The following is a 26,029-nucleotide window of genomic DNA, read 5'->3' on the forward strand; positions in this document are numbered from 1 at the left end:
CGCGGTCTCTCTATTCCGCACGCACGGCACGGCTGACCGGGACGACCAACGGCCAGCCATGAGCGAGATCCACACGGGCGTCGATCCCGTACACTTCCTTCAAGCGCGCGACCGAGAGCACCTTCCGCGGATCACCTTCCGCCACGAGCCTTCCCTGATCGAGCATGATCACCCGGTCGCAATAGCGCGCTGCCATTGTGAGATCGTGGAGAACCGCGATGATGAGCTTGCCCGAGCGGGCTTCGCCTGCGAGCAGATCCATCACGTCGAACTGATGGCCGGGATCGAGCGCGGCCAGTGGCTCGTCCGCGATGAGACCGGGTGCGCCGACCGCCAGCGCACGCGCCAGCATGACCCTAGCGCGTTCGCCTCCAGAAAGTTCGGTTGCCGTCCGGTCCTTCAGATGAACCACATCCGAGCGTCGCATGGCCTCGGCGACAACATCCATGTCCTGCGGCGATATGCGGGACATGGGCGAGAGGTGGGGAATGCGGCCAAGCGCGACCAGCCGTTCGACGGAAAGGGGCCAGTGAAGGGTCTGGCCTTGAGGCAGATAGGCGAGTGTCTGCGCGACGTCCCGACGCGCGAGATCGCTAAGGTTCTGGTCGTCGAACCGGACAGTGCCCCGGTCTGGACGCAAAAGGCCAAGCACTGTTCGCACGAGAGTGGACTTTCCCGCACCATTCGGCCCGATGATGCCGATCAGCTTTCCCGGGCGCAGAGTCGTGGCGATGTCATGCAGTATCGCGCGCCGGCGCAAAGAAACGCTCACGCTTTCGAGGCGGATGGTCACCATAGACGGCGCTCCCGCAACAGATGGACAAGGAAGACCGGCACGCCCAAGAAGGCCGTTACAACGCCGAGTTTCAGCTCATTGCTGGTGGGAATGAGACGGACGGCTATGTCCGCTAGAGTGAGCAGGGCGGCGCCCGCAACGAGGGAAGGCAGCAGCACCGCCGAGGGGCTTCGATCCGTCAGGGGGCGGACGAGATGTGGAACGATGAGGCCGATGAAGCCGATCGACCCGGACACGGCAACCGCGCCGCCGACGCCAATTCCGACTCCCAGAAGGAGGCGCAGCCGGACCCGCCGGAGATCGACGCCTAGCGTCTGCGCACCCTCCTCGCCCAGGCTGAGAGCATCGAGCGCGCGCGCATCCATGAAAAGAAGCGCAACACCCAGCGCGATACAGGGCAAGGCAATCCAGACATGATTGATCGACCTGTTCTCGATCGAGCCGAGCAGCCAGGTCATGATCTCCATCGCCGCGAACGGATTAGGCGAAAGATTGAGCGCGAGGCTGACCCCAGCAATCGCCAGCGTCGAAATCGCGATGCCGGCCAAGATAAGGGTCAGCGGACTTTCCGAACGTCCGGCCAGCGCGGACAAAGCGAGCAGCGCAAACACGCCCCCCAGGATCGCAAGTGCGGGCAGAAGCAGGATGTGAAGTTCCGCAAGGCCGAAATAGATCGCACCTACTGCGCCCAGTGCCGCCGTACTGGACGCGCCCAGAACCGACGGCTCGGCGAGCGGGTTGCGCAGATAGCCTTGCAGCGCGGCGCCCGCGAGACCGAGCATGGCGCCGACCGCAAGACCGAGGATCGCGCGGGGTAGCCTCAGATCGAAAAGGATCGCGGTGGCGACATAATCGCCATGACCCATCGCCGCGGCCCACAGCCGCGCGGGATCGATCGCGACCGGACCGACCATGAGCGACGCCACGGCAGCGAGGAGCGTGATGACGGCAAGGCCCGGCACCAGCGCGGGATGACGGACCCTAGCGGGATAGGACATGGCAACGAAGCCCTCGGGATGAATCCACTGTCTGGCTCCTTATTCCAGAGCGCTTGTCTCTTAGAGATCCACGGCTATGGAAAGCGCCATGGCGCCATGGAAGAGAACATGCCGGTTCGCCCGGCTGGCGATCGTCGCCGCGGGTCTGGCGCAGGCCGGCGTGGCGACGGCTCAGGCCGCAGCCCCCCGCGCTGCCCACGCTGCCCACGCGGCTGCGCCCCGGCGTATCGTCTCGCTGAACCTGTGCGCGGATCAGTATTTGCTGGCGCTCGCGGATCGCTCGCAGATCGCCGGCCTGACTCGCAATGCCCTGAACAAGGAGATGTCCGCCGCAGCCGATCAGGCGCGTGGGTTGCCGATTCTGAAGGGTGCCGCCGAGGAAATCCTCGCGATCAATCCGGATCTCGTGATCGGGGCGCTGAGCCGGGGATCGAGCATCATGTCCGCACTTGCCAGCGAGCATTACCGGCTGCTGGACCTCAAGCTGGCGAATAGCTACGCCGATATCGCCGCCCAGATCCGGGAGGTGGCGAAGGCGATCGGCCATCCTGAGCGTGGCGAGGCGCTGATCGCGCGCATGGACAGAGAGCTTGCCGCCATTCCGCGTCGCCCGCGCGCCGGTGTCGCTGCCTATTACCAGCGGCGCGGCTTCCTGACAGGCACAGGCACATTGATCGACGACCTGATGACCCGCGTGGGTCTGGTCAATCTCGCCGGCAAGCTGGGCAAACCGTCGCTCTCCCAGCTTTCTCTGGAAGAGCTGATGGCAGCGAAGCCCGACTATCTCGTTGTCGAGGGTGGATCCGAACAGGTCGTCGACCAAGGGACCGAGATGCTTCAGCATCCTCTGCTTCGGGACATCAAGCGGCTTCGTTTGCCGCAGGCCTGGACGGTTTGCGGAGGCCCTGCTTATGTCGATGGCGCGCGCAGTCTGGCCGCTCAGCTTGACCGGGCGCGCTGAACGAGCCCGGACAGGCGGACACAGGCGCCGACTGATAGGATCGTCCGGGCGCTTCAAAACTCGACACCTGCCTGCGCCTTCACGCCCTGATCGCGGAACGGGTGCTTCACCAGCGTCATTTCGGTGACGAGATCAGCGGCTTCGATCAGGGGCGCAGGCGCATTGCGACCGGTCACGACAACGTGAGTCATTTCCGGGCGGCCTTGTAGACCCTCCAGCACCTCATCGAGCGGCAGATAGTCGTAGCGCAGCACGATATTGAGCTCATCGGCCACAACCATCTGATAGGACGGATCGCCGATCATCCGCTTCACTTCATCCCAGGCGCGCCGGGCTGAAGCGACATCGGCAGCCCTGTTCTGCGTGTCCCAGGTAAAGCCATCTCCCATCGCGCGGAACTCGATCTGATCTGGAAAGCGATCGAACACCGCCTTCTCGCCGGTCTCCATTGCGCCCTTGACGAACTGGATGACACCGACCTTCATCCCATGACCGATGGCACGCACCGCCATGCCGAGCGCAGCTGTCGTCTTGCCTTTGCCACTGCCGGTGTGGACGATGAGAAGGCCCTTTTCGATCGTCTTTGTGGCGACGATCCTATCCTGCGCCACCTTGCGCTTGCGCATCTTCTTGTTGTGCTGCTCGTCGGTGCCTTTGGTCATTCTCTTCCTCCGCGCGTCGCCTTCCATGCGCGGTGGGGCTGCTCGCAGGCGCGAGCGCATGAAACGCGAGGACAAGGGCTGCACGCCCAGACCTCACGCTCCATTTGCGGCCCCGGGCCGCGTGACTTTCGTCGCTCGACGGAGTTCCCGTGCCCTGGCCATTTCCCTGAACCGAGGCATTGAGCGACCCACGCCGGCAGGTCTCCTGGCTCGCGGGTCATCGCTTGATGCACGCCTTCCCAGGTTGCCCCAGTGGCTGATCCGGCTATCGGGCCGGATCTGTGCATCGCGCTCGCCGCATACAGTTGCAGGGGCAGCCTGGTTTTGAGGTCCGAGCGGACCCCGCACGATGTTCCCTATTAAAGCCTCTCGCGAGGCACCGGCGCGATCATGCGAGGACTATCCTCGCCTGTGCTGCCATAGCGGAGCGGCATGGTTTGGCAATCGCCATTGCGCGAGGCTTGGACGGCAACGCGTTCAAAGGCGTGAAGCCGGACTCGTTGCACCGGTTTTCTCTGGGCCTCGCGTACCACTAGGCGGATCTGCCCCTGTTCAACGCATCGAACGCGGCGTAAACGACCGGAGCCCGGCACGCAGCGTATCATCGCGCGTCCTACGCCTCGCGAGAATGCTCGTCGCCATTGTTGCGATCCTCTTCCGAGAAGGCCGGCAGCGTGAGAACGCCCATGCCCTCTCCGATCCGGAAGCGGCCACCGCAGCTTTCCGCAAGCGTGCGGACGAGCCGCAAGGAGAAGGCCGAACCGAGCGGCGGCCCGTCAACATCCTCGTCCACCATTTGCGCGCTTTCGCGATAAATCTCGTCTTCCGGCCATGCCTGGAGAATAGCGGGCACAGTCACTTCGAGCCGGATCTCCTGATCGTCGCCTCCGCGCTCGACGCTTACCGCAAGACGCTCCCCCTCACTTCTCAGAGCCGCGAAAGTGCGGAACAGGTGCATGAGCAGGCGCTCGGCCAGCGCAGCGTTGATGCGCACGGGGGGCAACGGCTGGGGAATGTGCAGGTCGATTGCCGCCTCCCCGCTCCCATCCTTGCCGAACGGTTCGATCGAGCGAAGAATCAGGTCTTCGATCCGATGGACGTCTGCCTTCATGGGCACGTCGCCGCGCAGCAGACGGCTGGCAAGGTCCAGATCGTCGAAGGTCGCCAGCAAGCGCCGGGCGTCGCTCAGGATGCGTGCCGCCATTTCCCGATAGTCGCTCGGCACTGGTCCAAACATCTGCCGCTCGATGATCTCGGCGAAGCCCTGGATCGCGTTGAGCGGCGTGCGCAGCTCATGTACGAGCTGGCGCGCAGTCGCCGCGGAAAGAGCGCCCCAGCCTGCCTCGTTGTCCGCGACGCACACGCTCATCTCATGGGCCAGCGCGCGCCGCGCCTCCCCCATATAGCCTTCGAAGCGGCCGGTACTGGTGGAGAAGCGCGGCTCAGCGCTCACGCGCCATTCGCCTTCCAGCACGCCGCTGTTCACGACGAAGCGCACGTCATGGAATGTCGCGCGATGCCGGAACGCGCCCAGCCCCTGCCCGTCCGCGCCGCTGCGACCGTCGATCGACGCAGACCCGATTGAGAGACCGATTGCGGCGCCTCGCGGCGCCCCCGCGACAGACCGGATCGAACCGCTCTCATCCGTTTCGAACTGGAACCGGCTGATCTCCGGCCTCTGCGCGATGTCCGCCTCGTCATCCCGTGGGAGTGCCCGTTCCCGCTGTGAACGAAAGGCCTCGATCCGGTCGACAATGCGGCTGATTTCGCTGAGAGCGGGCTCAGGCTCTTCCTCGGTCTGGGCTGTGACCTCGACAAGAAACGGCATCACATTTGTTGGCTCGGCCAGTGCCGGCTCGTGTGTCTCAACTGGTTCGATCGGACTAGGACGATCCGCCTGCCCCGCATCGTCAGCGACTAGCGTCTCCGTTCGGGTATTCAGGCCGGTGTCCAATTCCTGCTCTTCCGGCGCACGCCCGGCATATTCCAGCGCCATGTCGGTCTTGCCGAATGCGTCCAACGCGGCACGGGCGCGCAGCCCCAAGTCACCGCGCCGACGCAGCACGCTGCGAGCCAGCGGACCCACAGTCGGGATCAGCGCCGCCCAGGCATCGTCCGCGAGCCGGGCGCGTCCCATCGTCGCCGTGGCGACGGCCGGATGATCGCCGGCGAGAAACCGGACGAGTACGGGCGAGCGAAGCCAGCTGCCCAGTTCGACAACGGACGCGACCTTCTGGCTAAGCGGCACCCTTTGACGGACGTCGTCCAGGCTGGCGAGCAGTTGCTCTATCTCTTCAGACGCAAGGAAATCCGTCGTGTCGCCTGCTCGCTGAGCCAGAAGATCCACGCACTGCCGCCAGCGGGTCACAGCCAGGCCTGCGCCGTGACCGCGCATGGCCATCACCGTTTCCAGAAGGTCGTCGAAGCGCATCGGCTTATAGGATCCCCACTGAGGGCGATTAATCACAGACAGGGAGCGGTAGCCAGCCCTTTGCCCGCGATCGTTACAGAGTGGGACAATTGCAATCGACTGAAATTATCTTATGGTGCCGTAACCTGAAACGACAGGAAATATCAGCATGGCGACCCTTTCTATGGATGCGATCGACATGCGCATTCTTTCCGAGCTGCAGGACGACGGTCGGATGACCAATGTCGATCTCGCCCGAAAGGTGGGCCTGACGGCGCCGCCATGCCTCCGACGCGTCCGGGCGCTTGAGGAAGCCGGCGTCATAGAATCGTATCACGCCCATCTCAACCCGCTGGCTCTGGGCTATGGCATCACGGTTTTCGCGATGGTGAGCCTCAAGAGTCAGGCCGAGGCGGATCTCCGCGCGTTCGAGCTTCACGTCGCCAAACTACCCGAAGTGCGCGAGTGCCACATGCTGAACGGCGAGATTGACTTCATTCTGAAAGTGGTCGCGCGGGATCTCCAGACGTTCCAGCAGTTTCTCACGTCCCAGCTTACTCAGGCGCCCCATGTGGTGAGCGTAAAGACGTCACTGACGATCAGGACGTCGAAGAACCTCTCCGGCGTCCCGATCGCGCTTGATGAGTAAAGCCGATCAGGGCGCGGCGGACGCGGTCACCGTTTGAGTCGGCACTTTCCAGAAGCCCGCTACGCTTGCCCATGGCCCGCTCGTCACTTGCGCCATGGCAGACTGACCATTGGCTACCTCACCATTGCGGATCTGCGCGATACCCAGCCGGACTGTGGCCCGATCCTTGTCGGCTACGCCTTTCGAAAGAGCCATTTTATAGTATTCGACAGCCTTGGCGAACTGAGCGCCGCCGAGATAATCGTCCGCGACCTTCAGCGCATCATCACCCTTCGCGGACTTGTCCGCCGCCGCGGCTCTCGTCTTCAGGCCGGCCAGCTCCTTGCTGGCCTTGGGCGCCAGTTGGGCGATCTGCTTCTTGATCGCCGCGTCGTTTTGGGCAATCGCCCCACGCGACATACCGGCTTCAAGCGCGGCCTTGGCCTCGGCAAAAGCGCCCGCATTGTTTGCCGCAGCGGAATAACCCATCCAGTCGCGTTCCGTCACCAGTGCGTCACGCGCCGCCGCCAGACGATAAATATCCAGCGTTTCCTCCAGGCTCACGCCGGGACGGGAAAGATAGGCGACCAGCACACTGCGCCAGTTCTGGTTCGTCGGATAAGCCGCGAGCTTCCGCTGCCCCCAGAGCGCGACTTGCGGAAGTTGGTTGCTCTTCACCGCAAGGGAAATCACTCGGTCATACCAGGCTTCCGGCATCGGAGACGAACTGGACGCCTGCATTGTCACCGCGGTGTCGAGAGCGGCCAGCGCACCGGCATTATCCTTGGTGCGGGAGAGTGCATCCGCAAGCGCGACCTGACCGGACACGTCCCGATAGCCCAGCTGCTCGGCATAGCGGATCTGGGCAATGGCATCCTGCGGGTCGTTCAGCATCAGCGAAACCACGCCTGCATGATTATGCAGTTTGGGGAGTTCCGCCGCCGGCACACCCTTCGATTCGAAGAGGACGGTCAGCGCCTTGCGCTCCGCTTTCAGATCGCCCGATGCCGACGCAGCCTGAAGCATAAGCGCTCCCGCGACATATTTCTCCAACGATCCGCTCGCGATGTCGGAGAGCGTCTGCGCCCCTGCGACCGTCGGCGATGCCTTTACCGTTTCTGCCTGAGCGCGAAAACTATCGGAAAGCCCATCGGGCTCCGGCGCCGCACTGCGCTTCGCGGCCATGGCACCGCTGCCTGCGGCCAATAGCAGCACCGGAAGCATGAGGCTCCGGAGTGACGTCTTCATATTCAGTTCCCTCTCCAAGCCCTGTCGTCTGGTTCGGCGCAGTCAGATCGATCGACAACTGACCGCGCCGGACACCTTTTGCGTCACGCAGCCGGCGATGCCGCCGAAGCCGTTGCCGTCGCGGGCTTCGACACCCATAAAGTCCAGAGATCCGCGATCTGCTTGCGCGTCGCACTGCCACCGGTCGAGACTGCGGCGAACGCCTGCTGGGCGCCGGCCGCATCCCCACTCTTCGCCAGGGCAATGCCGAGACGTGTGTTGACTTCACCCGCATCCACGCCGCCCTTGGTGAGGGCGAGACGATACATCTCGGCCGCCTTGGCATAGTTGCCATAGCTGAGATAAGCGTTGCCCGTCGAAGCGGCGATACGGCCATTGGCAGCCTTCGCAGCGCTTCCTTCGGAGGCCGGCAGCGTTGCCTTGTCCTTCTCGATGCCTGCCACCGAGAGCTGGTAGATATCCGCATAGCGATTGCCGGTGATCTTGCCGCTGGCACGACCAGCATCGACGACGCTCTTCACTTCGCCGATCAGACCGCCCTTTGAGGCCGCGTCGAGATACTCGCCGATGCTGTAGTCATTTGTCAGCGCGCCACTGGCCGACATCAGGCGCAGCAGATCGAGATTTTCTTCGCGCGTCATCGTGCGATTCGCGTCCTGGAAGGACCGCAGCGCGATGCGCCAGTTTTCAGGATCCGGCGCTTTCTCCAGCGCCAGCTTCGTCCAGTCCGCCATATCCGGCGAGCCAGAGAGCGCAGCCATCTTGAACCCGCGCGAGTACCAGCCGGCAGGCACCTGCTTGCCGGACGCTTCTTCCAGCTCGATGCCCTTCTTCAGTGCAGGCAGACCCTGCTGGACGAGCTGCTTGCCCGCCGGGCTGAACTGGTCGCCTTGCACATTCTTATAGGCTTTGGCGAAGTAGGATTCTGCCAGCAGCACCTGCGGCGAGCTGCCGGGATAACCACCCTGAATCGCGGTGTTGAAGCGGGCGATCGCCGTGTCCTCGTCCTTCGCGTTGAGCGCGAACTGACCCGAATAGAAGTTGAACTTGGCAACTTCAGCCGCAGGCGCTTTGCCTGATTCGATCATGAGATCGACGCCCTTGCGCTGCATAGGCTCGTCCTTGAGGCTCAGGCCGATGTTCAGGTAAAAATTGCCGAGGAAATATTTGTCGTCCGGTGTCGTGGCAGTGCCCGCGACTTCCTCAACCTTCGTCTTCGCGTTGGCGAAGTCGTTGGCCTTGATGAGCTTGTCCACTTCAGCGGCACCGGGGCGGAAGCCAGCGCTGGGGGCCAGCTTCACGTCGTCCTTTTTCTTCTCCGCGGCGAACGCCGGAGCGGCACTCATAGAGCCGGTGACGAGGGCCAGAGCGATCGCCATCGAGAAAGTGGAAGCCAAACGCATATTCATCCCTCCAGAATGTAGATTCGGCCAAACCGCGAAGGCCTGCCGGAAATAAAGCCGTTTATCGTAACACAAAGCCTTGGCATTGCGGCGGTGAACGGCGTTTGAACGCCCTATATCCGTGACGAGCCGTGATGTCATGAGCTTGTTCACCATGTCGTCGCATCCGCGCCCCGCCCCATCCGCCCACCTGCGCCGGCATGACCGTCAGCGCCCCTTTTTTCTGGCTTTGGGCGCAACGCGGGGCTAGGTCGCTTCTTTCCATTCCGTACATCGAAAAACCAGAAGAGAGCAGCCTTGAGCAGCGACGTGACCAGCCTCGCCGAACCCTCGGATATCAGCCCCGTAAGCATCGTCGATGAGATGAAGTCGAGCTATCTCGACTACGCCATGTCGGTCATCGTTTCCCGCGCCCTTCCGGATGTGCGCGACGGCCTGAAGCCCGTTCATCGCCGCATCCTGTTCGGCGCCCATGAGCAGGGCTTCGTCTGGAACCGGCCCTATCGTAAGTCGGCCCGCATCGTCGGCGACGTGATGGGTAAATATCACCCGCACGGTGATAGCTCGATCTACGATGCGCTGGCCCGCATGACCCAGGACTGGTCGATGCGACTGCCGCTGATCGACGGTCAAGGCAATTTCGGCTCCATGGACCCGGATGCTCCTGCCGCAATGCGTTATACCGAGGCGCGCCTCGCCAAGGTGACCACGACTGCCCTGCTCGACGATATCGACAAGGATACGGTCAACTTCACGCCTAACTATGATGGCAGCGAGCACGAGCCGCAGGTGCTCCCCGCTCGCTTCCCGAATCTGCTCGTGAACGGCGCGGGCGGTATCGCGGTCGGCATGGCGACCAACATTCCGCCGCATAATCTCGGCGAAGTGCTGCGCGCCTGCAAAGCCTATATGGACAATGGCGCGATCAGCATTGAGGAGCTGATCGAGATCGTGCCGGGACCGGACTTCCCCACGGGTGCGCTCATTCTCGGTCAGGGCGGCGCGCGCAATGCCTATCAGACCGGGCGCGGATCGGTCATCATGCGCTCGCGCCACGAAATCGAGACGCTGCGCGGTGATCGCCAACAGATCGTCCTCACGGAAATTCCGTTTCAGGTCGGCAAGGCCGGGCTGGTCGAAAAGATTGCCGAAGCGGCCAAGGAAAAGCGGATCGAGGGCATTTCCGACATCCGCGACGAATCGAACCGTGAGGGTGTGCGGGTCGTCATCGAGCTAAAGCGCGATGCCACGGCCGAGGTGGTGCTGAACCAGCTCTGGCGTCACACCCCTGCCCAGTCCAGCTTCCCGGCGAACATGCTGGCGATCCGCGGCGGCAGGCCCGAGCTCCTCAACCTGCGCGACATCATCGAAGCGTTCGTGCGCTTCCGCGAGGAAGTCATCACGCGCCGAACCAAGTTCGAGCTCGCCAAGGCGCGTGATCGGGCTCACATCCTGCTTGGTCTCGTCGTTGCCGTCTCCAATCTCGATGAGGTCGTGCGGACCATCCGAGGAGCAGCGAGCCCTGCGGACGCCCGCGAGGCGCTGCTTCTGCGCGAGTGGCCCATCGGCGATATTGCGCCCTACCTGCGGCTGGTCGAGGCGGCAGACGAGGACTATGCGGGCGAGACCTATCGCCTGTCGGAGATTCAGGTTCGCGCCATTCTCGATCTGCGCCTCCATCGCCTCACGGCGCTTGGCCGGGACGAAATCGGCAAGGAGCTGAAGGAGCTCGCGGACGCCATCGAGGGCTATCTGCTCATTCTGGGCAGCCGCGAGCGGCTCTACGCGATCATGCGCGAGGAGTTCGACGCGATCGAGGCCGAGTTCCCCACGCCCCGTCGTTCGACCATCGCGCCCGCTGCCGACGGCATCGAGGATGAGGACCTGATCGAGCGTGAGGACATGGTCGTTACGGTGACCATGGCCGGCTACATCAAGCGCACGCCGCTCGACACGTTCCGCGCGCAGAACCGGGGCGGCAAGGGCCGCGCCGGCATGGCGACCAAGGACGAGGACGTCGTCACCGAGCTGTTCGTGACCAGCACGCACAATCCGGTGCTGTTCTTCTCGACCCATGGCAAGGTCTACCGGATGAAGGTGTGGCGTCTGCCGGAAGGCGGACCAGCGACCCGAGGCCGGCCAATGGTCAATCTGCTGCCCCTCGCTGCTGGCGAGACCATCCAGACCGTGCTCCCGCTGCCCGAGGACGAAAACGAGTGGAAGGAACTCCACGTCATGTTCGCGACGGCGAAGGGCAGTGTCCGCCGCAACAGCATGGACGCATTCGCCAACGTACCGTCAAACGGCAAGATCGCGATGAAGTTCGAAGGCGAGGATGCCGACGATAAACTGATCGGCGTGGCGCTCCTCAGCCATGAGGACGACGTGCTGCTGGCTTCACGTGAAGGCAAGGCCATTCGCTTCCGGGCAGATGACGTCCGCGAGTTCCAGAGCCGGGCATCCACCGGTGTGCGCGGCATGATGCTGCGTGACGGGGACGAGGTGATCTCCCTCTCCATTCTTCACCGCGTCGGCACGTCGCAGGAAGAGCGCGAGGATTATCTGCGCTTCGCTCCCTGGAAGGCCGAAAAGGAAGGCGAGCCGCAGATCGAGGCCGAGCGTTACGAGGAGATGAAGGCCAGCGAGCAGTTCATTCTCACTGTCTGCGCCAACGGCTATGGCAAACTCTCGTCCGCCTATGAGTATCGCCGGACTGGTCGTGGCGGTCAGGGCATCACCAATATCGATAATATTGCGCGCAACGGCCAGGTCGTGGCCAGCTTCCCCGCCGTCCGCGAGGATCAGCTGATGCTGGTCACGGATCAGGCCAAGCTCATCCGCATCGGGCTGGGCAGCCTCCGCGTCATCGGGCGTGGATCGGCGGGTGTGCGCCTTTTCGACGTGGCGAATAACGAACATGTCGTGAGTGTGGCGCGCATCGGGGAAAGCAGCGAGGACGAGGCGGAGCAGGCCGAGCCGACCGAGGGCTGATTTTTCCTTCAAGCACCGGATCGCGGGCGGCAATCCTCACAGGGGTTGTCGCCCGTTTCCATTGTGTCGCCTGTGCTGGTCGCCCGACGGAGCGCTGCCCTGTCCTACACGGGCATCTGCGTGCAACAATCGCCGGACGAGGCTTATTCTCGCTCGCTCTTTCTCATCGCCATCGCGCAAATTTTTTTCGCCTAGAGGTGTAACCTTCAGAACCTTTCGCGCCACGTCGCCTATCGCGCCAGCGCGGTCACCAGATCGTGCCAATAGGTCAGCGCGCCGTCGATCCGGTCCGTGGGGGACCGTTCGTTGAGGCCATGGGCGAAGCTGTCGCTGTCCTTCATCGCCAGAGAGGCAACGCCATAGGACGGCACGCCCAGCGTACGGAAATAGACGCTGTCGGTCGCGCCTGCGCTCATCGCGGGCACCACGGGTACGCCGGGGAAGCGCCGGGCGACTGCATCGGTAACGGCCTTCACGACGTCCTTGCGCAGCGGCGACGCGTCGGAGGAGACTGGGTTGTCGAGCGTCGCTATGGTCGCGTCCGGGTCAGCCAGCACCGTCTTCAGTTCGCTCGCCACCGCCTCGACCGTCACGCCGGGAAAGATGCGGCAGTTGATCGTCGCGCTTGCCCGCTGAGGGAGCGCATTGGGCGCATGGCCCCCGCTCACCATTGTTGCCACGCAGGTCGTGCGAACCTGGCCGATCAGATCGGGTCTGGCGGATAGGGCATCGGCCGCGCTGTTATCCTTCGGGTTGGCGAGAAAGGCTTCGATCGCCTTGCGGACCTCGGGCTCTTCGGACTTCGCGCGATATGCCAGAGCCGCACGAGTCAGCTCGTTCTGCATGGGCGCGAATCTATATGCACCCAGTCGCGCAAGATCGGCCGCGAGCCTGTAGATGGGATTGGTTGCCGTGGGGGCGCTGGAGTGTCCGCCGGGGTCCGTCAGCGTCACCGAGAAATCGGCGTAGCTCTTCTCGCCTGCCTGCAGATAGTAGAGATCGACCTTGCCGTTCTCCTCCACATGCGCACCGCCGCCATCGCCGTTCAACACAAGCCCGGCATCCTTGTATTTCTGCGCCGCTGCCATCGTCGTCTTCATTGCGGTCTCTTCGTCGCCCGTAAGGAGCAGCACGAGATCCTGCTTCGGCCTGAAACCTTCCCGCTTCAGCCGCGCCATGGTCGAGACCATCATGGCGACGTCATATTTATTGTCCTCGGCGCCTCGGCCGAAGATGTAGCCTTTTTCTTCCATCGGTTTGAAGGGGTCGCGTTCCCAGTCTTCCGCCTTCGCCTCGACCACGTCCATATGGCCCAGGAGGAGGATCGGCTTTCCGCTAGCCCTGCCCTTGAGTGTCGCGGTGAAATAGCCTGTCTCACCGATCGGGGTGAAGACGAGGTCGCTCTCCGCATAACCCGCTGCCTTGAGCACGCCTGCATAATAGGCCGCGAGCTCGGGCACCTTGCCTCGCCCTTCGACGGTGGGAATAGCAACGGAGCGTAGAAGGATCTCCTTGGCGGAAGGGACAGCGTCCGCCCCATGCGCAGGCGCCATTCCCAGCGCCGTCACTGTCGCGAGAGTGAAGATTATGCCGCGCATCGCCATTCCATCTATTCGGTGAATGGGTGTGATGACACGGATTGCTCGGTCAACGCAACGGAGCGCACGAGAGGGGTGAGCCATCCGGCAATGGTGGGCGCGGCAAGGATTGAACTTGCGACCCCACCCGTGTGAAGGGTGTGCTCTACCACTGAGCTACGCGCCCGGCGCTTCCTGCGCGGGAGGGAGCGCTTTGGCGGGAGAGGGCGGGCCTGTCAAGGGCATCAAATGCCAACGAAAAGGGCGCCGGAACCGTGTCCCGACGCCCTTCGTATCTCTTTCGCTAAACGCGGCGGTTCGATCAGTCCTCGGAACGGACTTCACGACGCTCGGCGATACGCGCGCGCTTGCCGGTCCGGCCGCGCAGATAGTAAAGCTTGGCGCGACGCACGACGCCCTTGCGGACGACCGTGATGCTCTCGATGTTCGGCGAGTAAAGCGGGAACACGCGCTCCACGCCTTCGCCGAAGCTGATCTTGCGCACCGTGAAGTTGCTGCCCATGCCCTTGTTAGAGCGGGCGATGCACACGCCTTCATAGTTCTGCACGCGGCTGCGGTCGCCTTCGACGACCTTCACGCCCACGCGAAGCGTGTCACCGGGGCGGAACTCCGGCACGTCCTTGGCAATAGCGGCAATCGATTCCGCTTCGATGGTCTGCAGCAGGTTCATCTGTCCTGTCTTCCTTCGTCTGTCGTCGCGCGCCAGAGGCAGGTCAGTCCCGAGCGTTCCTGTAACGCTCCCAGAGGTCCGGCCTGCGTAACCGTGTGTCATCTTCCGCCTTTTGTTTCCGCCAGGCGGCGATCTTCGCATGATCCCCCGATCGCAACACTTCAGGGATCATGCGCCCTTCCCATTCAACAGGTCGGGTATATTGCGGATATTCGAGCAGATCGTTCTCGAACGATTCCTCGACCCCGCTTGAAGCCGCGCCCATTACGCCGGGCAGCAGCCGAATGCAAGCATCAAGCGCCATAAGACCGCCGATCTCGCCGCCGGAGAGGATGATGTCCCCCATGGATACCTGCTCGATCGGGCGCCCCGCAAAGCTATGCTCGAACAGGCGTTCGTCAAAGCCCTCGAACCGGCCGCACAGGATCGTGACACCTGGCCCTGCGGCGATCTCGCGGATGCGCCCCTGCGTGATCGGCTTGCCGCGCGGCGTCATGGCAATCACCGGAAGATCGGGCCGTCGCTCGACTGCATAGTCGACGGCCTCCGCCAGGACATCCACGCGCAACACCATACCGGCCCCGCCCCCGGCTGGCGTGTCATCGACGCTCTTATGCTTGCCATGGGCGAAGTCGCGGATCTGGATAGGGTCGCACGACCAGATGCCTTCGACAAGCGCACGCCCTGCCAGAGAAACGCCCAGCGGACCTGGAAACATCTCCGGGTAAAGTGTGAGGATCTGGGCCGCAAATGTCATTCGATGAAGGCAGACTCGATGACCGCCCGGTCCTCATCAATCGCTGCCGCATGGATCGGCACCATGAAGCGCTTCCCATCGGGTTTCTCGATCTCGAGAATGTCACCCGCTCCGAAGTTCTCCACCGTAACCACACGTCCGATGGCTACGCCCTCGCTGTTGAGACAAGGGAGACCAATGAGATCGGTATGATAATATTCGCCCGGCTGCAGCGCGGGAAGCGCCGAGCGGGGAACGGTCAGCGCTACACCGCGAAGGGCTTCCGCGGCGTTGCGATCGGTGATTTCAGCAAATCGGGCGACGGCGCCGTTCGGCCCATTACGCACGGTCTTGAGCGTGAGGGTGCGACTACCTGCATCGAAACTCTTGTACCGCTTCAAGCTCTCCGGCCCATCGCCGAAGAGCTTGAGGCGAACTTCCCCCGTCACGCCATGCGCGCCGATCACGGCCGCGAGCGTGACGGGACGATCGGTCGGCAAGCTCAGCCCTCGGCCTGCTCTTCAGCGGGCGCCTCTGCGGCTTCGGCAGCCACTTCGGGCGCTTCCTCGGCAGGCACCTCTTCCACCACGGGCTCTTCAGCCGGTGCGTTTGCGGCTTCCTCAGCGGCCTTCCGGGCCTCTTCGGCTTCAGCCAGCTTGGAGGCGCGATCCTCAGCGCGGTCCTTAGCCTTCTGGCCCGGCTCACCCTTCTTCGGATTGTTGCGTGCGGCGCGCTCCTTGACGCCAGCGGCGTCCAGGAAGCGAGCGACGCGATCGGTCGGCTGCGCGCCGACGCTCACCCAGTGCTTGGCGCGCTCGACATTGAGCACGACGCGCTTCTCGTCATCCTTGGCGAGCAGCGGATTGAAGCTGCCGATACGCTCGATGAAGGCACCGTCACGGGGCGAACGGCTGTCCGCCACGACGATCTTGTAATAGGGGCGCTTCTTGGAGCCGCCGCGCGACAAGCGAATGGATGTAGCCATAGGAAACCAACCTTACCTTTCTAACCAATTTCAATATATCGAAGTCTATTTCTTGAGGAAATTCTGAAAGCCTGGCGGCAGCTTGGGCATGTCGCCACCCGCCGGAAGTCCGGGCAAGCCGCCCAGTCCGCCGGGACCGGCTCCGCCCGCCCCGCCTGCACCGCCGCCGCCGAGCAGGCCACCAAGCCCACCCATGCCGCCACCGCCGAACATCTTGGCTAGCCCCTTGAGGCCGCCCATCTTGCGGATCTTCTTCATCGCGCCTTCCATCTCCTTGTGCATCTTGAGGAGACGGTTGACGTCCTGCACGTTCAGGCCCGCACCCTTTGCCACGCGGATCTTCCGCTTGGCATTGAGCAATTCGGGCTTCGCGCGCTCCTTGGGCGTCATCGAGCCGATCAGCGCATCGAGGTGGACCAGCGTCTTATCGTTGACGCCAGCCTCGGTCATCTGGGCCTGCGCCTTCTTGAGGCCGGGGATCATGCCTGCGAGCATGCCAAGGCCACCCATGCGCTGCATCTGCTGGAGTTGCCCGCGAAGATCATTGAGGTCGAACTTGCCTGCCGCAAGCCGCTTTGCGAGCTTGTCTGCCTCTTCCTGCTGGATCGTCTCGGCCGCGCGTTCGACGAGGCTGACGACATCGCCCATGCCAAGGATGCGCTGGGCAACGCGCGCGGGATAGAAGGGCTCGATCGCATCGAGCTTCTCGCCGGTGCCCGCGAACTTGATCGGCTGGCCGGTCACTGCGCGCATGGAAAGGGCCGCACCACCACGCGCGTCACCATCCATACGCGTGAGCACCACGCCGGTCAGCGGCACCTGCTCCGTGAAGTTCTTGGCGACGTTGACCGCGTCCTGACCGGTCAGGCTGTCGACAACCAGCAGGATCTCATTGGGGTTGGCGACATCCGCCACGGCCCGCATCTCATCCATCAGTGCCTGATCGACATGGAGACGACCGGCCGTATCGAGCATCAGCACATCGAAGCCCTGCAGCTTCGCCGCCTGCATCGCCCGCTTCGCGATTTCCACGGGCTGCTGGCCCGGGACGATGGGAAGCGTCGCCACGTCGGTCTGCTGGCCGAGTACCGCAAGCTGCTCCTGCGCGGCGGGGCGATTGACGTCGAGTGACGCCATCAGCACCTTCTTGCGCTCTTTTTCCTTCAGGCGCTTCGCTAGCTTGGCCGTGGTCGTCGTCTTACCCGAGCCTTGCAGGCCGACCATCATCACGATCGCGGGCGGCGTCACGTCGATCATCAGATCGGCGGCTTCCGCGCCCAGCGTTTCGGTGAGTACGTCGGAGACGATCTTGACGACCATCTGGCCGGGCGTCACCGAACGCAGCACGTCGCTGCCGACCGCACGTTCGGTCGCCTGCTCCACGAACGCGCGCGCTACCGGCAGCGCCACGTCCGCTTCCAGCAATGCCACGCGCACCTCGCGCATCGCCGCGCGCACGTCATCCTCGGTCAGCGCGCCGCGGCCGCGAAGCTTCTCGAAGACACCGCCGAGGCGATCACTCAGGGACTCGAACATTCAAACTCCATTCACGGCCTATGTTGAAACGCAAAAGACGCCGGCGGGCGAAAACTCGCCGGCCAGCGTTGTTCCGAGGACAGAAATGTCCATAGGATTCTTGGTTTCAACCCCCAAAGGGAGCCGATTTCGCGCCGCGCCTAACCGAAAATGCCGCTCCGTGCAAGGTCGCATTGGCTCAGTAACAGGTCATGGCGATACGGATATGGCCGCTGAGATGGACTTCACCCGATCGCGCACCTAAATGCGCGTCATGATCCGCGCTTTCTCAAAGATGCAGGGCTTGGGCAACGACTTCGTGGTGATCGACACCCGCGAGGCGCCGCTAACTATGACTGCGCCGCTCGCCCGTGCGCTGGCCGATCGCAAAACCGGTGTCGGCTGCGATCAGGTCATTCTGATCGGTAACTCCACTCAGGCGAATGTCTCCATGCGCATCTTCAATGCGGATGGAAGTGAAGTGGAGGCCTGTGGCAACGCCACGCGTTGTGTCCCGCTGTTCGTCGGGCGAGACGTCACGGTGGAGACGCAGGCCGGCATCCTCAGCGCCCGCATGGGGGGCACTGACGCCGATCTCTCCGTCAGCGTGGACATGGGCGTGCCGCGCTTCGAGTGGGAGGCGATCCCCCTCGCCTATGCAATGGACACGCTCATGATGCCCGCGAGCTGGGAGAATCTGCCCCCACCCGCAGCAGTGAACGTCGGCAACCCTCATGTCATCTTCTTCGTGGACGATCTCGCCGCGTTTCCGCTCGACCGGCTTGGTCCGATCATCGAGACAGATCCGCTCTTCCCGGCACGCGTCAACGTCAATTTCGCTCAAGTCACTGGTCCGGCATCCCTCCGTCTCATTGTATGGGAGCGCGGCGCTGGCTTCACCCGCGCCTGCGGCACCGGCGCCTGCGCGACCGCAGTCGCCGCCCTTCGCCGCAAGTTGGCCTCCTCGCCGGTTACTGTGTCGCTCCCCGGCGGCGATCTCGTCATCGACTGGACTCCGGGAGGCACCATCCAGATGACTGGCCCCGCCGCCCATGTGTTTGATGGAACGATCGATCTGGACGCATTGGTTTGAGCGGACCGGAGCTCATTACCCTCGGCTGCCGGCTCAACATCGCGGAGAGCGAAGCGATGCACCAGCAGCTTGGCGAGGCAGATGATCTCGTCATCGTGAACAGCTGCGCAGTGACGGCGGAAGCCGTCCGCCAGACCCGGCAGGCCATCCGGCGTGCTGCCCGCCGCCGCCCGGATGCGCGCATCGTGGTGACCGGCTGCGCTGCCCAGACCGATCCCGCCATGTTTGCAGCCATGCCCGAGGTCAGTCAGGTGATCGGCAATGATCGCAAGGATACGATCCGCACGACGCTGGACGCAGGCGCTAAAGTAGCCGTCGCCGACATAATGACAGTGCGTGAAACCGCGCCGCACCTCGTTGCCGCCTTCGCCGACCGGGTGCGTGGCTTCGTTGCTGTCCAGAATGGTTGCGATCACCGCTGCACCTTCTGCGTCATTCCCTACGGACGCGGCCCCAGCCGGTCGGTTCCGGCCGGCGCCGTTGTCGATCAGGTGAAAGCGCTGGTCGATCAGGGTGTGCAGGAAGTGGTGCTCACCGGAGTGGATGTGACGAGTTATGGGCCGGATCTCCCCGGTGCGCCGTCGCTCGGTTCGCTCGTCGCACGCATCCTTGCCAGTGTCCCCGAGCTCCCCCGCCTGCGCCTTTCGTCACTGGACGGCGCCGAGCTGGACGACCGGCTGTTGGGGCTGATTACGGACGAGCCGCGCTTCATGCCGCATATCCACCTCTCCCTTCAGGCCGGCAGCGACATGATCCTCAAGCGCATGAAGCGACGACATACGCGCGCCCAGGCTGTCGATCTGGCCGGGCGTCTCCGTGCCGCACGAACCGATATCGCAATCGGGGCGGATATTATCGCGGGCTTTCCTACCGAGACCGAGGCGCAATTTCAGGAGAGCATCGATATCGTGGCGGAGTGCGGCGTAGTGCACGGGCATGTCTTTCCCTATTCGCCCCGCGCCGCCACCCCGGCCGCACGTATGCCGCAGGTTGATCAGGCCGAGATAAAGTCCCGCGCTGCCCGGCTTCGTGCTGCTTGCGCTAATGAGCGGTCGCGCTGGCTTGGCGGATTGGTCGGCTCGATGCAGCATGTGCTTGTGGAGACGAGCGGCCTTGCCGGCCATGGCGCCAGCTTTGCTCCGGTCCGCTTTCAGAGGCACCACGACGCCGGACAGATCATCGCGGCACGCATCACCGGACTTGAGGATGGCGCGCTTCTCGCGCATGGGGCGGAACATGGCTGAAACGAGCTGGCGCGATAAACTTTTTGGCGGGTTCCGCCGCACGTCCGAGCGGCTGGGCGAGAACCTTGCCGGCCTTGTAACGAAGGCGGCGCTTGACGAGCAGACGCTCGACGAGATCGAGGACGCGTTGCTCGTCACCGATCTCGGGCCGCCCATGGCCGCCCGCATTCGCAATCGTCTCGCGGAAGGGCGCTATAACCGCACCCTGACCGAGGAGTATCTGCGCGAGATTATCGCGGAGGAAATCGAGAAGGTGCTGATTCCGGTGGCGAAGCCGCTGGAAATCGAGGCGTTCCCCCGGCCGCAGGTGATCCTCGTGATCGGCGTCAACGGCTCAGGAAAGACCACCACAATCGCCAAGATCGCTCATCTCTTCATGGAGCAGGACTATTCGGTGATGCTGGCCGCTGGCGATACGTTCCGCGCCGCGGCCATCGGCCAGCTGAAGGTCTGGGCGGATCGGATCGGCGTACCCATCGTCTCCGGGCCGGAAGGTGGTGATGCTGCAGGCATCGTTTTCGACGCCGTGAAGCAGGCAACGGACTCAGGAACGGACGTGCTGATCGTCGATACGGCCGGGCGCCTGCAGAACAAGCGCGAACTGATGGACGAGCTCGCCAAGATCCGCCGCGTGCTGGGTCGTCTCAACCCCGCCGCGCCCCATGACGTCGTGCTCGTTCTGGATGCCACCACCGGACAGAATGCGCTGAGCCAGATCGAGATTTTCAAGGATGTTGCTGGTGTCACTGGTCTCGTCATGACCAAGCTGGACGGCACGGCGCGGGGCGGCGTGCTCGTTGCGGCGGCTGAGAAGTTCGGCCTGCCCATTCACGCGATCGGCGTTGGCGAGACAATCGACGACCTGCGCCCCTTCGATCCTGCGGAGCTCGCGCGCGCCATTGCCGGAGCCGCTTATGCCCGCTGATCTCAATACACCCGAGCCGCCCGCAACCGTGGATGGCGCGCCCATCGCTCCCCCCGCGGGATCGGCCGGTAAGGGCGAAGGCTGGTTCCCCATGGCGCTCGATTTCGGGCCGCTGCTCGTCTTCTTTCTCGCCACCAAGTTCATTGGCATCTTCGCGGGCACCGGCGCCTTCATGGTCGCCATCGCGGTCGCCGTGCTCGTCAGCAAGGTGAAGCTCGGCAAGGTTTCACCCATGCTCTGGCTCTCGGCGATCCTGGTCTTCTTCTTCGGGTCGCTGACCCTCTATTTTCATGACGAGCGCTTCATTCAGATCAAGCCGACGCTCATTTACACCTTCTTCGCGCTGATGCTGCTTGTCGGCTGGGCACGCGGCCGGCCGTTGCTCAAATATCTTCTTCAGGCCGCCTACCAGGGCCTTTCGGAGACCGGCTGGCTCAAGCTCTCGCGCAACTGGGGTTTATATTTCGCCGCGCTTGCCGTGGTAAACGAAGTGACGCGGGCGACGATGAGCTATGACGCCTGGCTCACTCTCAAGGTATGGGGCGTAACGCTTGCCTCCCTTGTCTTCGCTTTGGCGAATGTGCCGATGCTTATGCGCCATGGCCTTGCGCTGGACGGAACGCGCAGCAACTGACTCGCACGAGCCCGGTTGGAGGCCAATCGGCCTATTGTCACAATCATGCAGCTTTTGTCGGCCGCTTGCGTTCTGGAATGAACGTCAGCGGAGAGCGATACTCATGTCCAGTCGACCCTTGCCAGACCGCCGGGATTTTGTAACGGGCAAGACGCCAGTTCAATCGCTGGCGCAAAACGTCATGGAGCGGATGCCCTCCCCCAGCCTGTTCTTCTTCCGGCAGTTCCTAAAGTCGCCCGGCATGGTCGGGTCGATCGTTCCGACTGCGCGCGCGACAATCGACCGGTTGCTGGATCCGGTGGACTGGAGCGCCACGCGCTGTGTCGTGGAATACGGGCCCGGCACCGGCGTGTTCACGCGCGCAATCCTCGAGCGTTTGCCCCGCACCGCCCGGCTCGTGGCAATCGACACGAGCGCCGATTTCGTCGCGCATCTTCGTACATCGATCGATGATTCCCGTCTGCTCTGCGTCAACGGGTCAGCTGCCGACGTGGAATCCATTCTGGCTGATCATGGGCTGGGCAAGGCGGACTATATCGTCTCTGGCCTCCCATTCTCCACTCTGCCCAAGGGGCTGGACAAGGCCATCATGGCTGCGACGGCGCGGGCGATCCGCCCTGGCGGCCAGTTCCTCGTCTATCAATATTCCGAATATGTGCTGCCGCTTCTCCGCGCGGAATTCTCTCACGTGGTGTCGCGCTGGTCATGGCTGTGCGTTCCGCCCGCGCGCCTCTTCTGGGCGCACAAGGCCTCAGCGCCGGGTTTCTCTGCGGAAGTTGAGCCTGCGGGTGACCGTGTAGTCCAGAACCCCGACGATCTGATAGGCAAACCACCAGCGCAGTGACGCAAGCGGGCCGCGCATAGCGCGGAATCTGGCCTCATCGATAGCGCGGCTCTGCGCGGTCATTGTCGCAATGAGTTGACGGCAATCCTCCGCGAATCTCGCGTCCCTCACACGCAGCATGACTTCCAGGTTGAGGAAGAGGCTTCGCTTGTCGAAATTGGCGGAGCCCAGATACACGATGTCGTCGATCACATAGAGCTTCATGTGCAGCCGAACGGGCTGAAACTCGAAGATCTCGACACCGGAGCGGAGCATCCGAGCATAGAGATGGCGCGCCGCGCTGATCGTCATCCGGTTATCGGATTTCGCCGCGAGCACGAGCCACGCTTTCCCGCGCCGCGCGATGTGCCGCAGCCGGCGGATCATCCCTAGGCCAGGAGAGAAATAAGCCGCGACCATGTCTACACGACTGGCTTTCTCCAGGTCGACCTTCAGTCGGCGCGCCCAGCCATTAAGGTGCCGCGTCGGCCCCCCCATCAGCCACATCGCGCCTGACTCCGGCGGTTGCCATCGCCGCACAAGCGCGCGCAACTGACGGAATGTTTGTCGGGTACCCAGCGTCCAAGCGGCCATTCCGTCGTACCAGTGCTGAAGATCTGCGGCGAGCGGACCCCGGACAAGCACGCCCAAATCGCTCCAACCCTGCGCATCGTCAGGGAAAATGAAATAACCATGCTCGCAATTGAAGCCGCCGACCATCGCGCGCTTGCCGTCCACGATCGCCATCTTCTGATGATTACGAATGAGGTAGCGTGTGCTGCGCTTGGCGCCGAACCAGCCAAAACGCGCCCCTGCGTCGATCAGCGGCTCAAAGAAAGTGGACGGTGTCGTCGCGGAACCAAATGCATCGACGATTAGCGTCACGTGCACCTGGCGATTGCAGGCGTCGATCAGCGCGTCCCGAACCTGGCGGCCAGAGAGGTCATCCGTGAAGATATAATAGAAGAGCGAGACGCGCTGTTTGGCGCCCTCGATCATCTCGATGAGCAGCTGCAACCGTTCCCGGCCTCCGGGCAAAAGTGTCAGCCGATTGCCGTCAACGGTCGTCTCGGGCCGCTCCATATCCTCGGGGAAGTGTTCCAGCGTCGCCATGAAAGGCGACCATGGGCCAAAGCGCGAGACAAGCCAACAGAGCCGCGCTTCACACTTGAGATATTTGACTTCATGCCTATCAAATGCTAGCGCCCGGCCTTTCCCGGATACCGTTATTTCCGCATGAGGAGCCTTCTATGGCGCGCGTTACTGTCGAGGATTGCATCGACAAGGTTACTAATCGCTTCGATCTCGTCCTGCTTGCCGCTCAGCGCGCCCGCACCATCTCGGGTGGCGCGGAGCTGACGATCGATCGCGATCGTGACAAAAATCCGGTCGTTGCGCTACGCGAGATCGCGGAAGAAACAATTCTTCCGGACGATCTGCAGGCAGATCTCATCAGCTCGATGCAGAAGCTGCAGATCGACGATGATGATACGCCGGACGAGATCGGCTCACTGTCCCGCTCGGCAGAGGCGCTGCGCCTGACGGCGGCGACCCCGCCGCGTAACCACAATCTGGGTGCCGACTACGACGGCTAACCGGTAACGCGGTTCTCAATCGAAAAGGAGGCCCGGTCATCGTCTGATGGCCGGGTTTTTCTTTGCCCGCCGCGCTCATCAGCAGCACAAATGAAAACCGGCCCGACCCGCAAGGGGCCGGACCGGCAATTTCAATATCGTGAGGAGGGTCCTCAGACGCTCTGCGGCGTGGGATCGTTCACAGGCGGCTTGCGGCGCTTCGTCCGGGGGATCGACGTGCCGACGACAGGCACGGCCGTGGGTCGGATCGTCTCACCGTCCCGCACGATCTCGCCCTTCTCCAGCAGCGTCTTGATCTCCTCGCCAGAGAGCGTCTCATACTCGAGCAACGCGTTGGCGAGCAGATGGAGCTGATCCTGATGGTCGTTCAGCAGCTGGGCGGCGCGGTTATAACCGAAGTCGACGATCTTGCGGATCTCGGTGTCGATCTTCTTGGCCGTCTCGTCGGACATATGGACGCGCTGGCTCTGCGAATAGCCCAGGAAAGTTTCGCCCTGAGGCTCTTCATACTGCAGCGGTCCCATTTCGTCCGACATGCCCCATTGCGTGACCATGTCGCGCGCCAGTTTCGTCGCATACTGGATGTCGCTCGAAGCGCCGGAAGAGACCTTATCGTAACCGAAGATCACTTCCTCCGCCACGCGCCCACCCATGGAAACCGCAAGGTTGGCGTACATCTTGTCGCGATGATAGCTGTAGCTGTCCCGCTCCGGCAGTCGCATGACCATGCCCAGCGCTCGTCCGCGCGGAATGATCGTGGCCTTGTGAATCGGGTCCGAAGCCGGCTCGTGCACGGAGACGATGGCATGGCCCGCCTCGTGATAGGCGGTCATCTTCTTCTCGTCCTCGGTCATCACCATGGAGCGCCGCTCCGCGCCCATCATGACCTTGTCCTTAGCGGTCTCGAACTCCGCCATCGCGACAAGCCGCTTGCCGCGCCGTGCGGCCATCAGCGCTGCCTCGTTGGCAAGGTTTGCGAGATCGGCACCCGAGAAACCCGGCGTGCCGCGTGCAATGGTCCGCGCGTCGACGTCAGGCGCCAGCGGCAGCTTCTTCATATGCACTTCGAGGATCTTGATACGGCCCTCAATGTCCGGGCGCGGCACGACAACCTGACGATCGAAGCGGCCGGGGCGCAGCAGCGCCGGATCCAGCACGTCCGGCCGATTGGTCGCGGCGATGATGATGATTCCTTCGTTCGCCTCGAAGCCGTCCATTTCGACCAGAAGCTGGTTCAGCGTCTGTTCGCGCTCGTCATTGCCATTGCCGAGACCAGCGCCGCGATGACGGCCAACCGCGTCGATCTCGTCAATGAATACGATGCACGGTGCGTTCTTCTTGGCCTGCTCGAACATGTCGCGCACGCGAGACGCACCGACACCCACGAACATTTCGACGAAGTCGGAACCTGAAATGGTGAAGAAAGGCACGCCCGCCTCACCGGCGATAGCGCGCGCAAGCAGCGTCTTACCCGTGCCAGGCGAGCCGACCAGCAAAGCGCCCTTGGGGATCTTGCCGCCCAGTCGCGCGAACTTGCTCGGGTCTTTCAGAAACTCAACGATTTCCTGCAGTTCCTCACGGGCCTCGTCGATACCGGCCACGTCGTCGAACGTGACGCGGCCGTGCTTTTCGGTGAGCAACTTCGCCTTGGATTTGCCGAAGCCCATGGCGCCGCCAGCACCGCCGCCCTTCTGCATCTGACGCAACACGAAGAAAGCAATGCCGAGGATCAGCACGAACGGCAGCGACTGATAAAGCAGGATCATCCAGAAATTGGGCTGCTCTTCGGGTTGCCCGCTATACTTGACCTTGTTCTCGTCGAGCAATGTCGTCAGCTGAGGGTCCGGCACGGCGTAAGCCGTGAACCGCTGACCGTTGTCGAGCACGCCCGAAACGCGGTCGGAACTGATGGCGACTTCCTTGACGGAGCCAGACACCACTTTCTCGCGAAAGTCGGAATAAGCAATCGCCGTGCCCTTGGTCGATGCGCTGCGGCTGTCGAACATTGTGACGAACATCAGCAGGACGAGGAAAACCCCCGCCAGGATGAGCGCACTCCGTACCCAGGGATTAGCCGGCGGTTCCTTATTCTCGTTCATTCGTCTCTCGCTTTC

23 protein-coding genes, 1 tRNA gene and 1 riboswitch are annotated in these 26,029 nt (G+C 63.1%); of the genes, 9 read left to right on the forward strand and 15 right to left on the reverse strand.

What is annotated here, in order from left to right:
• Positions 1-10 precede the first annotated feature (10 nt).
• Together ACNAOH_RS01465 and ACNAOH_RS01470 are read right to left on the reverse strand one after the other, a co-directional pair.
• Positions 11-796: an ABC transporter ATP-binding protein gene (locus ACNAOH_RS01465; RefSeq protein WP_443971014.1), complete on the reverse strand. Its 786-nt coding sequence runs from the start codon at positions 794-796 to the stop codon at positions 11-13.
• Complete coding sequence (locus tag ACNAOH_RS01470) at positions 790-1,794, reverse strand: FecCD family ABC transporter permease (RefSeq protein ID WP_443971015.1); 1,005 nt, start codon at positions 1,792-1,794, stop codon at positions 790-792. The genes ACNAOH_RS01465 and ACNAOH_RS01470 overlap by 7 nt, the downstream gene beginning before the upstream one ends.
• Before the next feature lie 88 nt (positions 1,795-1,882).
• On the opposite strand from ACNAOH_RS01470, the gene ACNAOH_RS01475 reads away from it, so the two are divergent.
• Positions 1,883-2,755 (forward strand): ABC transporter substrate-binding protein, encoded by an 873-nt coding sequence (locus ACNAOH_RS01475; RefSeq protein ID WP_443971016.1) that lies wholly within the window; start codon positions 1,883-1,885, stop codon positions 2,753-2,755.
• Positions 2,756-2,808: 53 nt separating this feature from the next.
• Here ACNAOH_RS01475 and cobO read toward each other — a convergent pair whose 3' ends face one another.
• Together cobO and ACNAOH_RS01485 are read right to left on the reverse strand one after the other, a co-directional pair.
• A complete protein-coding gene (cobO, locus tag ACNAOH_RS01480; protein WP_443971017.1) occupies positions 2,809-3,417 on the reverse strand; it encodes a cob(I)yrinic acid a,c-diamide adenosyltransferase in 609 nt (202 codons plus the stop codon).
• A 178-nt stretch (positions 3,418-3,595) separates the two neighbouring features.
• Positions 3,596-3,816: riboswitch (cobalamin riboswitch) on the reverse strand.
• Positions 3,817-4,030: 214 nt separating this feature from the next.
• Entirely contained in the window at positions 4,031-5,848 is a 1,818-nt protein-coding gene (locus ACNAOH_RS01485; RefSeq protein ID WP_443971018.1) for a sensor histidine kinase, read from the reverse strand.
• A 148-nt stretch (positions 5,849-5,996) separates the two neighbouring features.
• Between ACNAOH_RS01485 and ACNAOH_RS01490 the strand changes: the two genes are divergently transcribed.
• A complete protein-coding gene (locus tag ACNAOH_RS01490; RefSeq protein ID WP_443971019.1) occupies positions 5,997-6,476 on the forward strand; it encodes an Lrp/AsnC family transcriptional regulator in 480 nt (159 codons plus the stop codon).
• Positions 6,477-6,482: 6 nt separating this feature from the next.
• On the opposite strand, the gene ACNAOH_RS01495 is transcribed toward ACNAOH_RS01490, so the two are convergent.
• Together ACNAOH_RS01495 and ACNAOH_RS01500 are read right to left on the reverse strand one after the other, a co-directional pair.
• On the reverse strand, positions 6,483-7,703 hold the full coding sequence (locus ACNAOH_RS01495) for a hypothetical protein (protein ID WP_443971020.1): 1,221 nt from the start codon (positions 7,701-7,703) through the stop codon (positions 6,483-6,485).
• A gap of 83 nt (positions 7,704-7,786) precedes the next feature.
• Entirely contained in the window at positions 7,787-9,106 is a 1,320-nt protein-coding gene (locus ACNAOH_RS01500) for a hypothetical protein (RefSeq protein WP_443971021.1), read from the reverse strand.
• A gap of 297 nt (positions 9,107-9,403) precedes the next feature.
• On the opposite strand from ACNAOH_RS01500, the gene gyrA reads away from it, so the two are divergent.
• Entirely contained in the window at positions 9,404-12,097 is a 2,694-nt protein-coding gene (gene gyrA / locus ACNAOH_RS01505) for a DNA gyrase subunit A (protein ID WP_443971022.1), read from the forward strand.
• A gap of 230 nt (positions 12,098-12,327) precedes the next feature.
• Here the strand turns inward: gyrA and ACNAOH_RS01510 are convergent, their stop codons facing one another.
• From ACNAOH_RS01510 to ffh, 7 genes are all read right to left on the reverse strand, one after another.
• Entirely contained in the window at positions 12,328-13,695 is a 1,368-nt protein-coding gene (locus ACNAOH_RS01510; RefSeq protein ID WP_443971023.1) for a M20/M25/M40 family metallo-hydrolase, read from the reverse strand.
• A 91-nt stretch (positions 13,696-13,786) separates the two neighbouring features.
• Positions 13,787-13,861, reverse strand: a tRNA-Val gene (locus ACNAOH_RS01515).
• 135 nt (positions 13,862-13,996) lie between these two features.
• Positions 13,997-14,365 (reverse strand): 50S ribosomal protein L19, encoded by a 369-nt coding sequence (rplS, locus tag ACNAOH_RS01520; protein ID WP_443971024.1) that lies wholly within the window; start codon positions 14,363-14,365, stop codon positions 13,997-13,999.
• A gap of 43 nt (positions 14,366-14,408) precedes the next feature.
• Positions 14,409-15,122, reverse strand: a complete 714-nt coding sequence (gene trmD / locus ACNAOH_RS01525) for a tRNA (guanosine(37)-N1)-methyltransferase TrmD (RefSeq protein WP_443971025.1) — start codon at positions 15,120-15,122, stop codon at positions 14,409-14,411.
• Positions 15,119-15,601 (reverse strand): ribosome maturation factor RimM, encoded by a 483-nt coding sequence (gene rimM / locus ACNAOH_RS01530; RefSeq protein WP_443971026.1) that lies wholly within the window; start codon positions 15,599-15,601, stop codon positions 15,119-15,121. Before rimM ends, trmD begins: the two co-directional genes overlap by 4 nt.
• Positions 15,602-15,603: 2 nt before the next feature.
• Positions 15,604-16,086: a 30S ribosomal protein S16 gene (rpsP, locus tag ACNAOH_RS01535; RefSeq protein ID WP_443971027.1), complete on the reverse strand. Its 483-nt coding sequence runs from the start codon at positions 16,084-16,086 to the stop codon at positions 15,604-15,606.
• A 45-nt stretch (positions 16,087-16,131) separates the two neighbouring features.
• Entirely contained in the window at positions 16,132-17,622 is a 1,491-nt protein-coding gene (gene ffh, locus ACNAOH_RS01540; protein ID WP_443971028.1) for a signal recognition particle protein, read from the reverse strand.
• Positions 17,623-17,875: 253 nt separating this feature from the next.
• Here ffh and dapF point away from each other — a divergent pair, with 253 nt between their 5' ends.
• The 5 genes from dapF (at position 17,876) to ACNAOH_RS01565 (ending at position 22,341) form a co-directional block, all read left to right on the forward strand.
• Positions 17,876-18,694 carry a diaminopimelate epimerase gene (dapF, locus tag ACNAOH_RS01545; RefSeq protein WP_443972017.1) on the forward strand — a complete coding sequence of 273 codons (819 nt, stop codon included), beginning with the start codon at positions 17,876-17,878 and terminating at the stop codon, positions 18,692-18,694.
• On the forward strand, positions 18,691-19,938 hold the full coding sequence (mtaB, locus tag ACNAOH_RS01550) for a tRNA (N(6)-L-threonylcarbamoyladenosine(37)-C(2))-methylthiotransferase MtaB (RefSeq protein WP_443971029.1): 1,248 nt from the start codon (positions 18,691-18,693) through the stop codon (positions 19,936-19,938). Before dapF ends, mtaB begins: the two co-directional genes overlap by 4 nt.
• Positions 19,931-20,863: a signal recognition particle-docking protein FtsY gene (ftsY, locus tag ACNAOH_RS01555; RefSeq protein ID WP_443971030.1), complete on the forward strand. Its 933-nt coding sequence runs from the start codon at positions 19,931-19,933 to the stop codon at positions 20,861-20,863. Before mtaB ends, ftsY begins: the two co-directional genes overlap by 8 nt.
• A 91-nt stretch (positions 20,864-20,954) precedes the next feature.
• Positions 20,955-21,497 carry a septation protein IspZ gene (ispZ, locus tag ACNAOH_RS01560; protein WP_443972018.1) on the forward strand — a complete coding sequence of 181 codons (543 nt, stop codon included), beginning with the start codon at positions 20,955-20,957 and terminating at the stop codon, positions 21,495-21,497.
• A gap of 103 nt (positions 21,498-21,600) precedes the next feature.
• Entirely contained in the window at positions 21,601-22,341 is a 741-nt protein-coding gene (locus tag ACNAOH_RS01565) for a class I SAM-dependent methyltransferase (RefSeq protein ID WP_443971031.1), read from the forward strand.
• Here the strand turns inward: ACNAOH_RS01565 and ACNAOH_RS01570 are convergent.
• Positions 22,249-23,433, reverse strand: coding sequence for a phospholipase D-like domain-containing protein (locus ACNAOH_RS01570; RefSeq protein ID WP_443971032.1), 1,185 nt, complete (start codon positions 23,431-23,433; stop codon positions 22,249-22,251). The two genes, ACNAOH_RS01565 and ACNAOH_RS01570, sit on opposite strands and share 93 nt — an antisense overlap.
• A gap of 137 nt (positions 23,434-23,570) precedes the next feature.
• Between ACNAOH_RS01570 and rpoZ the strand changes: the two genes are divergently transcribed.
• A complete protein-coding gene (rpoZ, locus tag ACNAOH_RS01575; protein ID WP_443971033.1) occupies positions 23,571-23,915 on the forward strand; it encodes a DNA-directed RNA polymerase subunit omega in 345 nt (114 codons plus the stop codon).
• A gap of 152 nt (positions 23,916-24,067) precedes the next feature.
• Here rpoZ and ftsH read toward each other — a convergent pair whose 3' ends face one another.
• Positions 24,068-26,014: an ATP-dependent zinc metalloprotease FtsH gene (gene ftsH / locus ACNAOH_RS01580; RefSeq protein ID WP_443971034.1), complete on the reverse strand. Its 1,947-nt coding sequence runs from the start codon at positions 26,012-26,014 to the stop codon at positions 24,068-24,070.
• Positions 26,015-26,029 lie beyond the last annotated feature (15 nt).

The organism is Sphingobium sp. CR28 (assembly GCF_052327305.1).
Lineage (GTDB): Bacteria > Pseudomonadota > Alphaproteobacteria > Sphingomonadales > Sphingomonadaceae > Sphingobium.

Bases quoted from the DNA above. Each gene is read 5' to 3' on its own strand.
- ACNAOH_RS01465 (WP_443971014.1), bottom strand. From the start codon at position 796: ATGGTGACCATCCGCCTCGAAAGCGTGAGCGTTTCTTTGCGCCGGCGC.
- ACNAOH_RS01470 (WP_443971015.1), bottom strand. From the start codon at position 1,794: ATGTCCTATCCCGCTAGGGTCCGTCATCCCGCGCTGGTGCCGGGCCTT.
- ACNAOH_RS01475 (WP_443971016.1), top strand. From the start codon at position 1,883: ATGGCGCCATGGAAGAGAACATGCCGGTTCGCCCGGCTGGCGATCGTC.
- cobO (WP_443971017.1), bottom strand. From the start codon at position 3,417: ATGACCAAAGGCACCGACGAGCAGCACAACAAGAAGATGCGCAAGCGC.
- ACNAOH_RS01485 (WP_443971018.1), bottom strand. From the start codon at position 5,848: ATGCGCTTCGACGACCTTCTGGAAACGGTGATGGCCATGCGCGGTCAC.
- ACNAOH_RS01490 (WP_443971019.1), top strand. From the start codon at position 5,997: ATGGCGACCCTTTCTATGGATGCGATCGACATGCGCATTCTTTCCGAG.
- ACNAOH_RS01495 (WP_443971020.1), bottom strand. From the start codon at position 7,703: ATGAAGACGTCACTCCGGAGCCTCATGCTTCCGGTGCTGCTATTGGCC.
- ACNAOH_RS01500 (WP_443971021.1), bottom strand. From the start codon at position 9,106: ATGCGTTTGGCTTCCACTTTCTCGATGGCGATCGCTCTGGCCCTCGTC.
- ACNAOH_RS01510 (WP_443971023.1), bottom strand. From the start codon at position 13,695: ATGCGCGGCATAATCTTCACTCTCGCGACAGTGACGGCGCTGGGAATG.
- rplS (WP_443971024.1), bottom strand. From the start codon at position 14,365: ATGAACCTGCTGCAGACCATCGAAGCGGAATCGATTGCCGCTATTGCC.
- trmD (WP_443971025.1), bottom strand. From the start codon at position 15,122: ATGACATTTGCGGCCCAGATCCTCACACTTTACCCGGAGATGTTTCCA.
- rpsP (WP_443971027.1), bottom strand. From the start codon at position 16,086: ATGGCTACATCCATTCGCTTGTCGCGCGGCGGCTCCAAGAAGCGCCCC.
- ffh (WP_443971028.1), bottom strand. From the start codon at position 17,622: ATGTTCGAGTCCCTGAGTGATCGCCTCGGCGGTGTCTTCGAGAAGCTT.
- dapF (WP_443972017.1), top strand. From the start codon at position 17,876: ATGATCCGCGCTTTCTCAAAGATGCAGGGCTTGGGCAACGACTTCGTG.
- ftsY (WP_443971030.1), top strand. From the start codon at position 19,931: ATGGCTGAAACGAGCTGGCGCGATAAACTTTTTGGCGGGTTCCGCCGC.
- ispZ (WP_443972018.1), top strand. From the start codon at position 20,955: ATGGCGCTCGATTTCGGGCCGCTGCTCGTCTTCTTTCTCGCCACCAAG.
- ACNAOH_RS01565 (WP_443971031.1), top strand. From the start codon at position 21,601: ATGTCCAGTCGACCCTTGCCAGACCGCCGGGATTTTGTAACGGGCAAG.
- ACNAOH_RS01570 (WP_443971032.1), bottom strand. From the start codon at position 23,433: ATGGCGACGCTGGAACACTTCCCCGAGGATATGGAGCGGCCCGAGACG.
- rpoZ (WP_443971033.1), top strand. From the start codon at position 23,571: ATGGCGCGCGTTACTGTCGAGGATTGCATCGACAAGGTTACTAATCGC.
- ftsH (WP_443971034.1), bottom strand. From the start codon at position 26,014: ATGAACGAGAATAAGGAACCGCCGGCTAATCCCTGGGTACGGAGTGCG.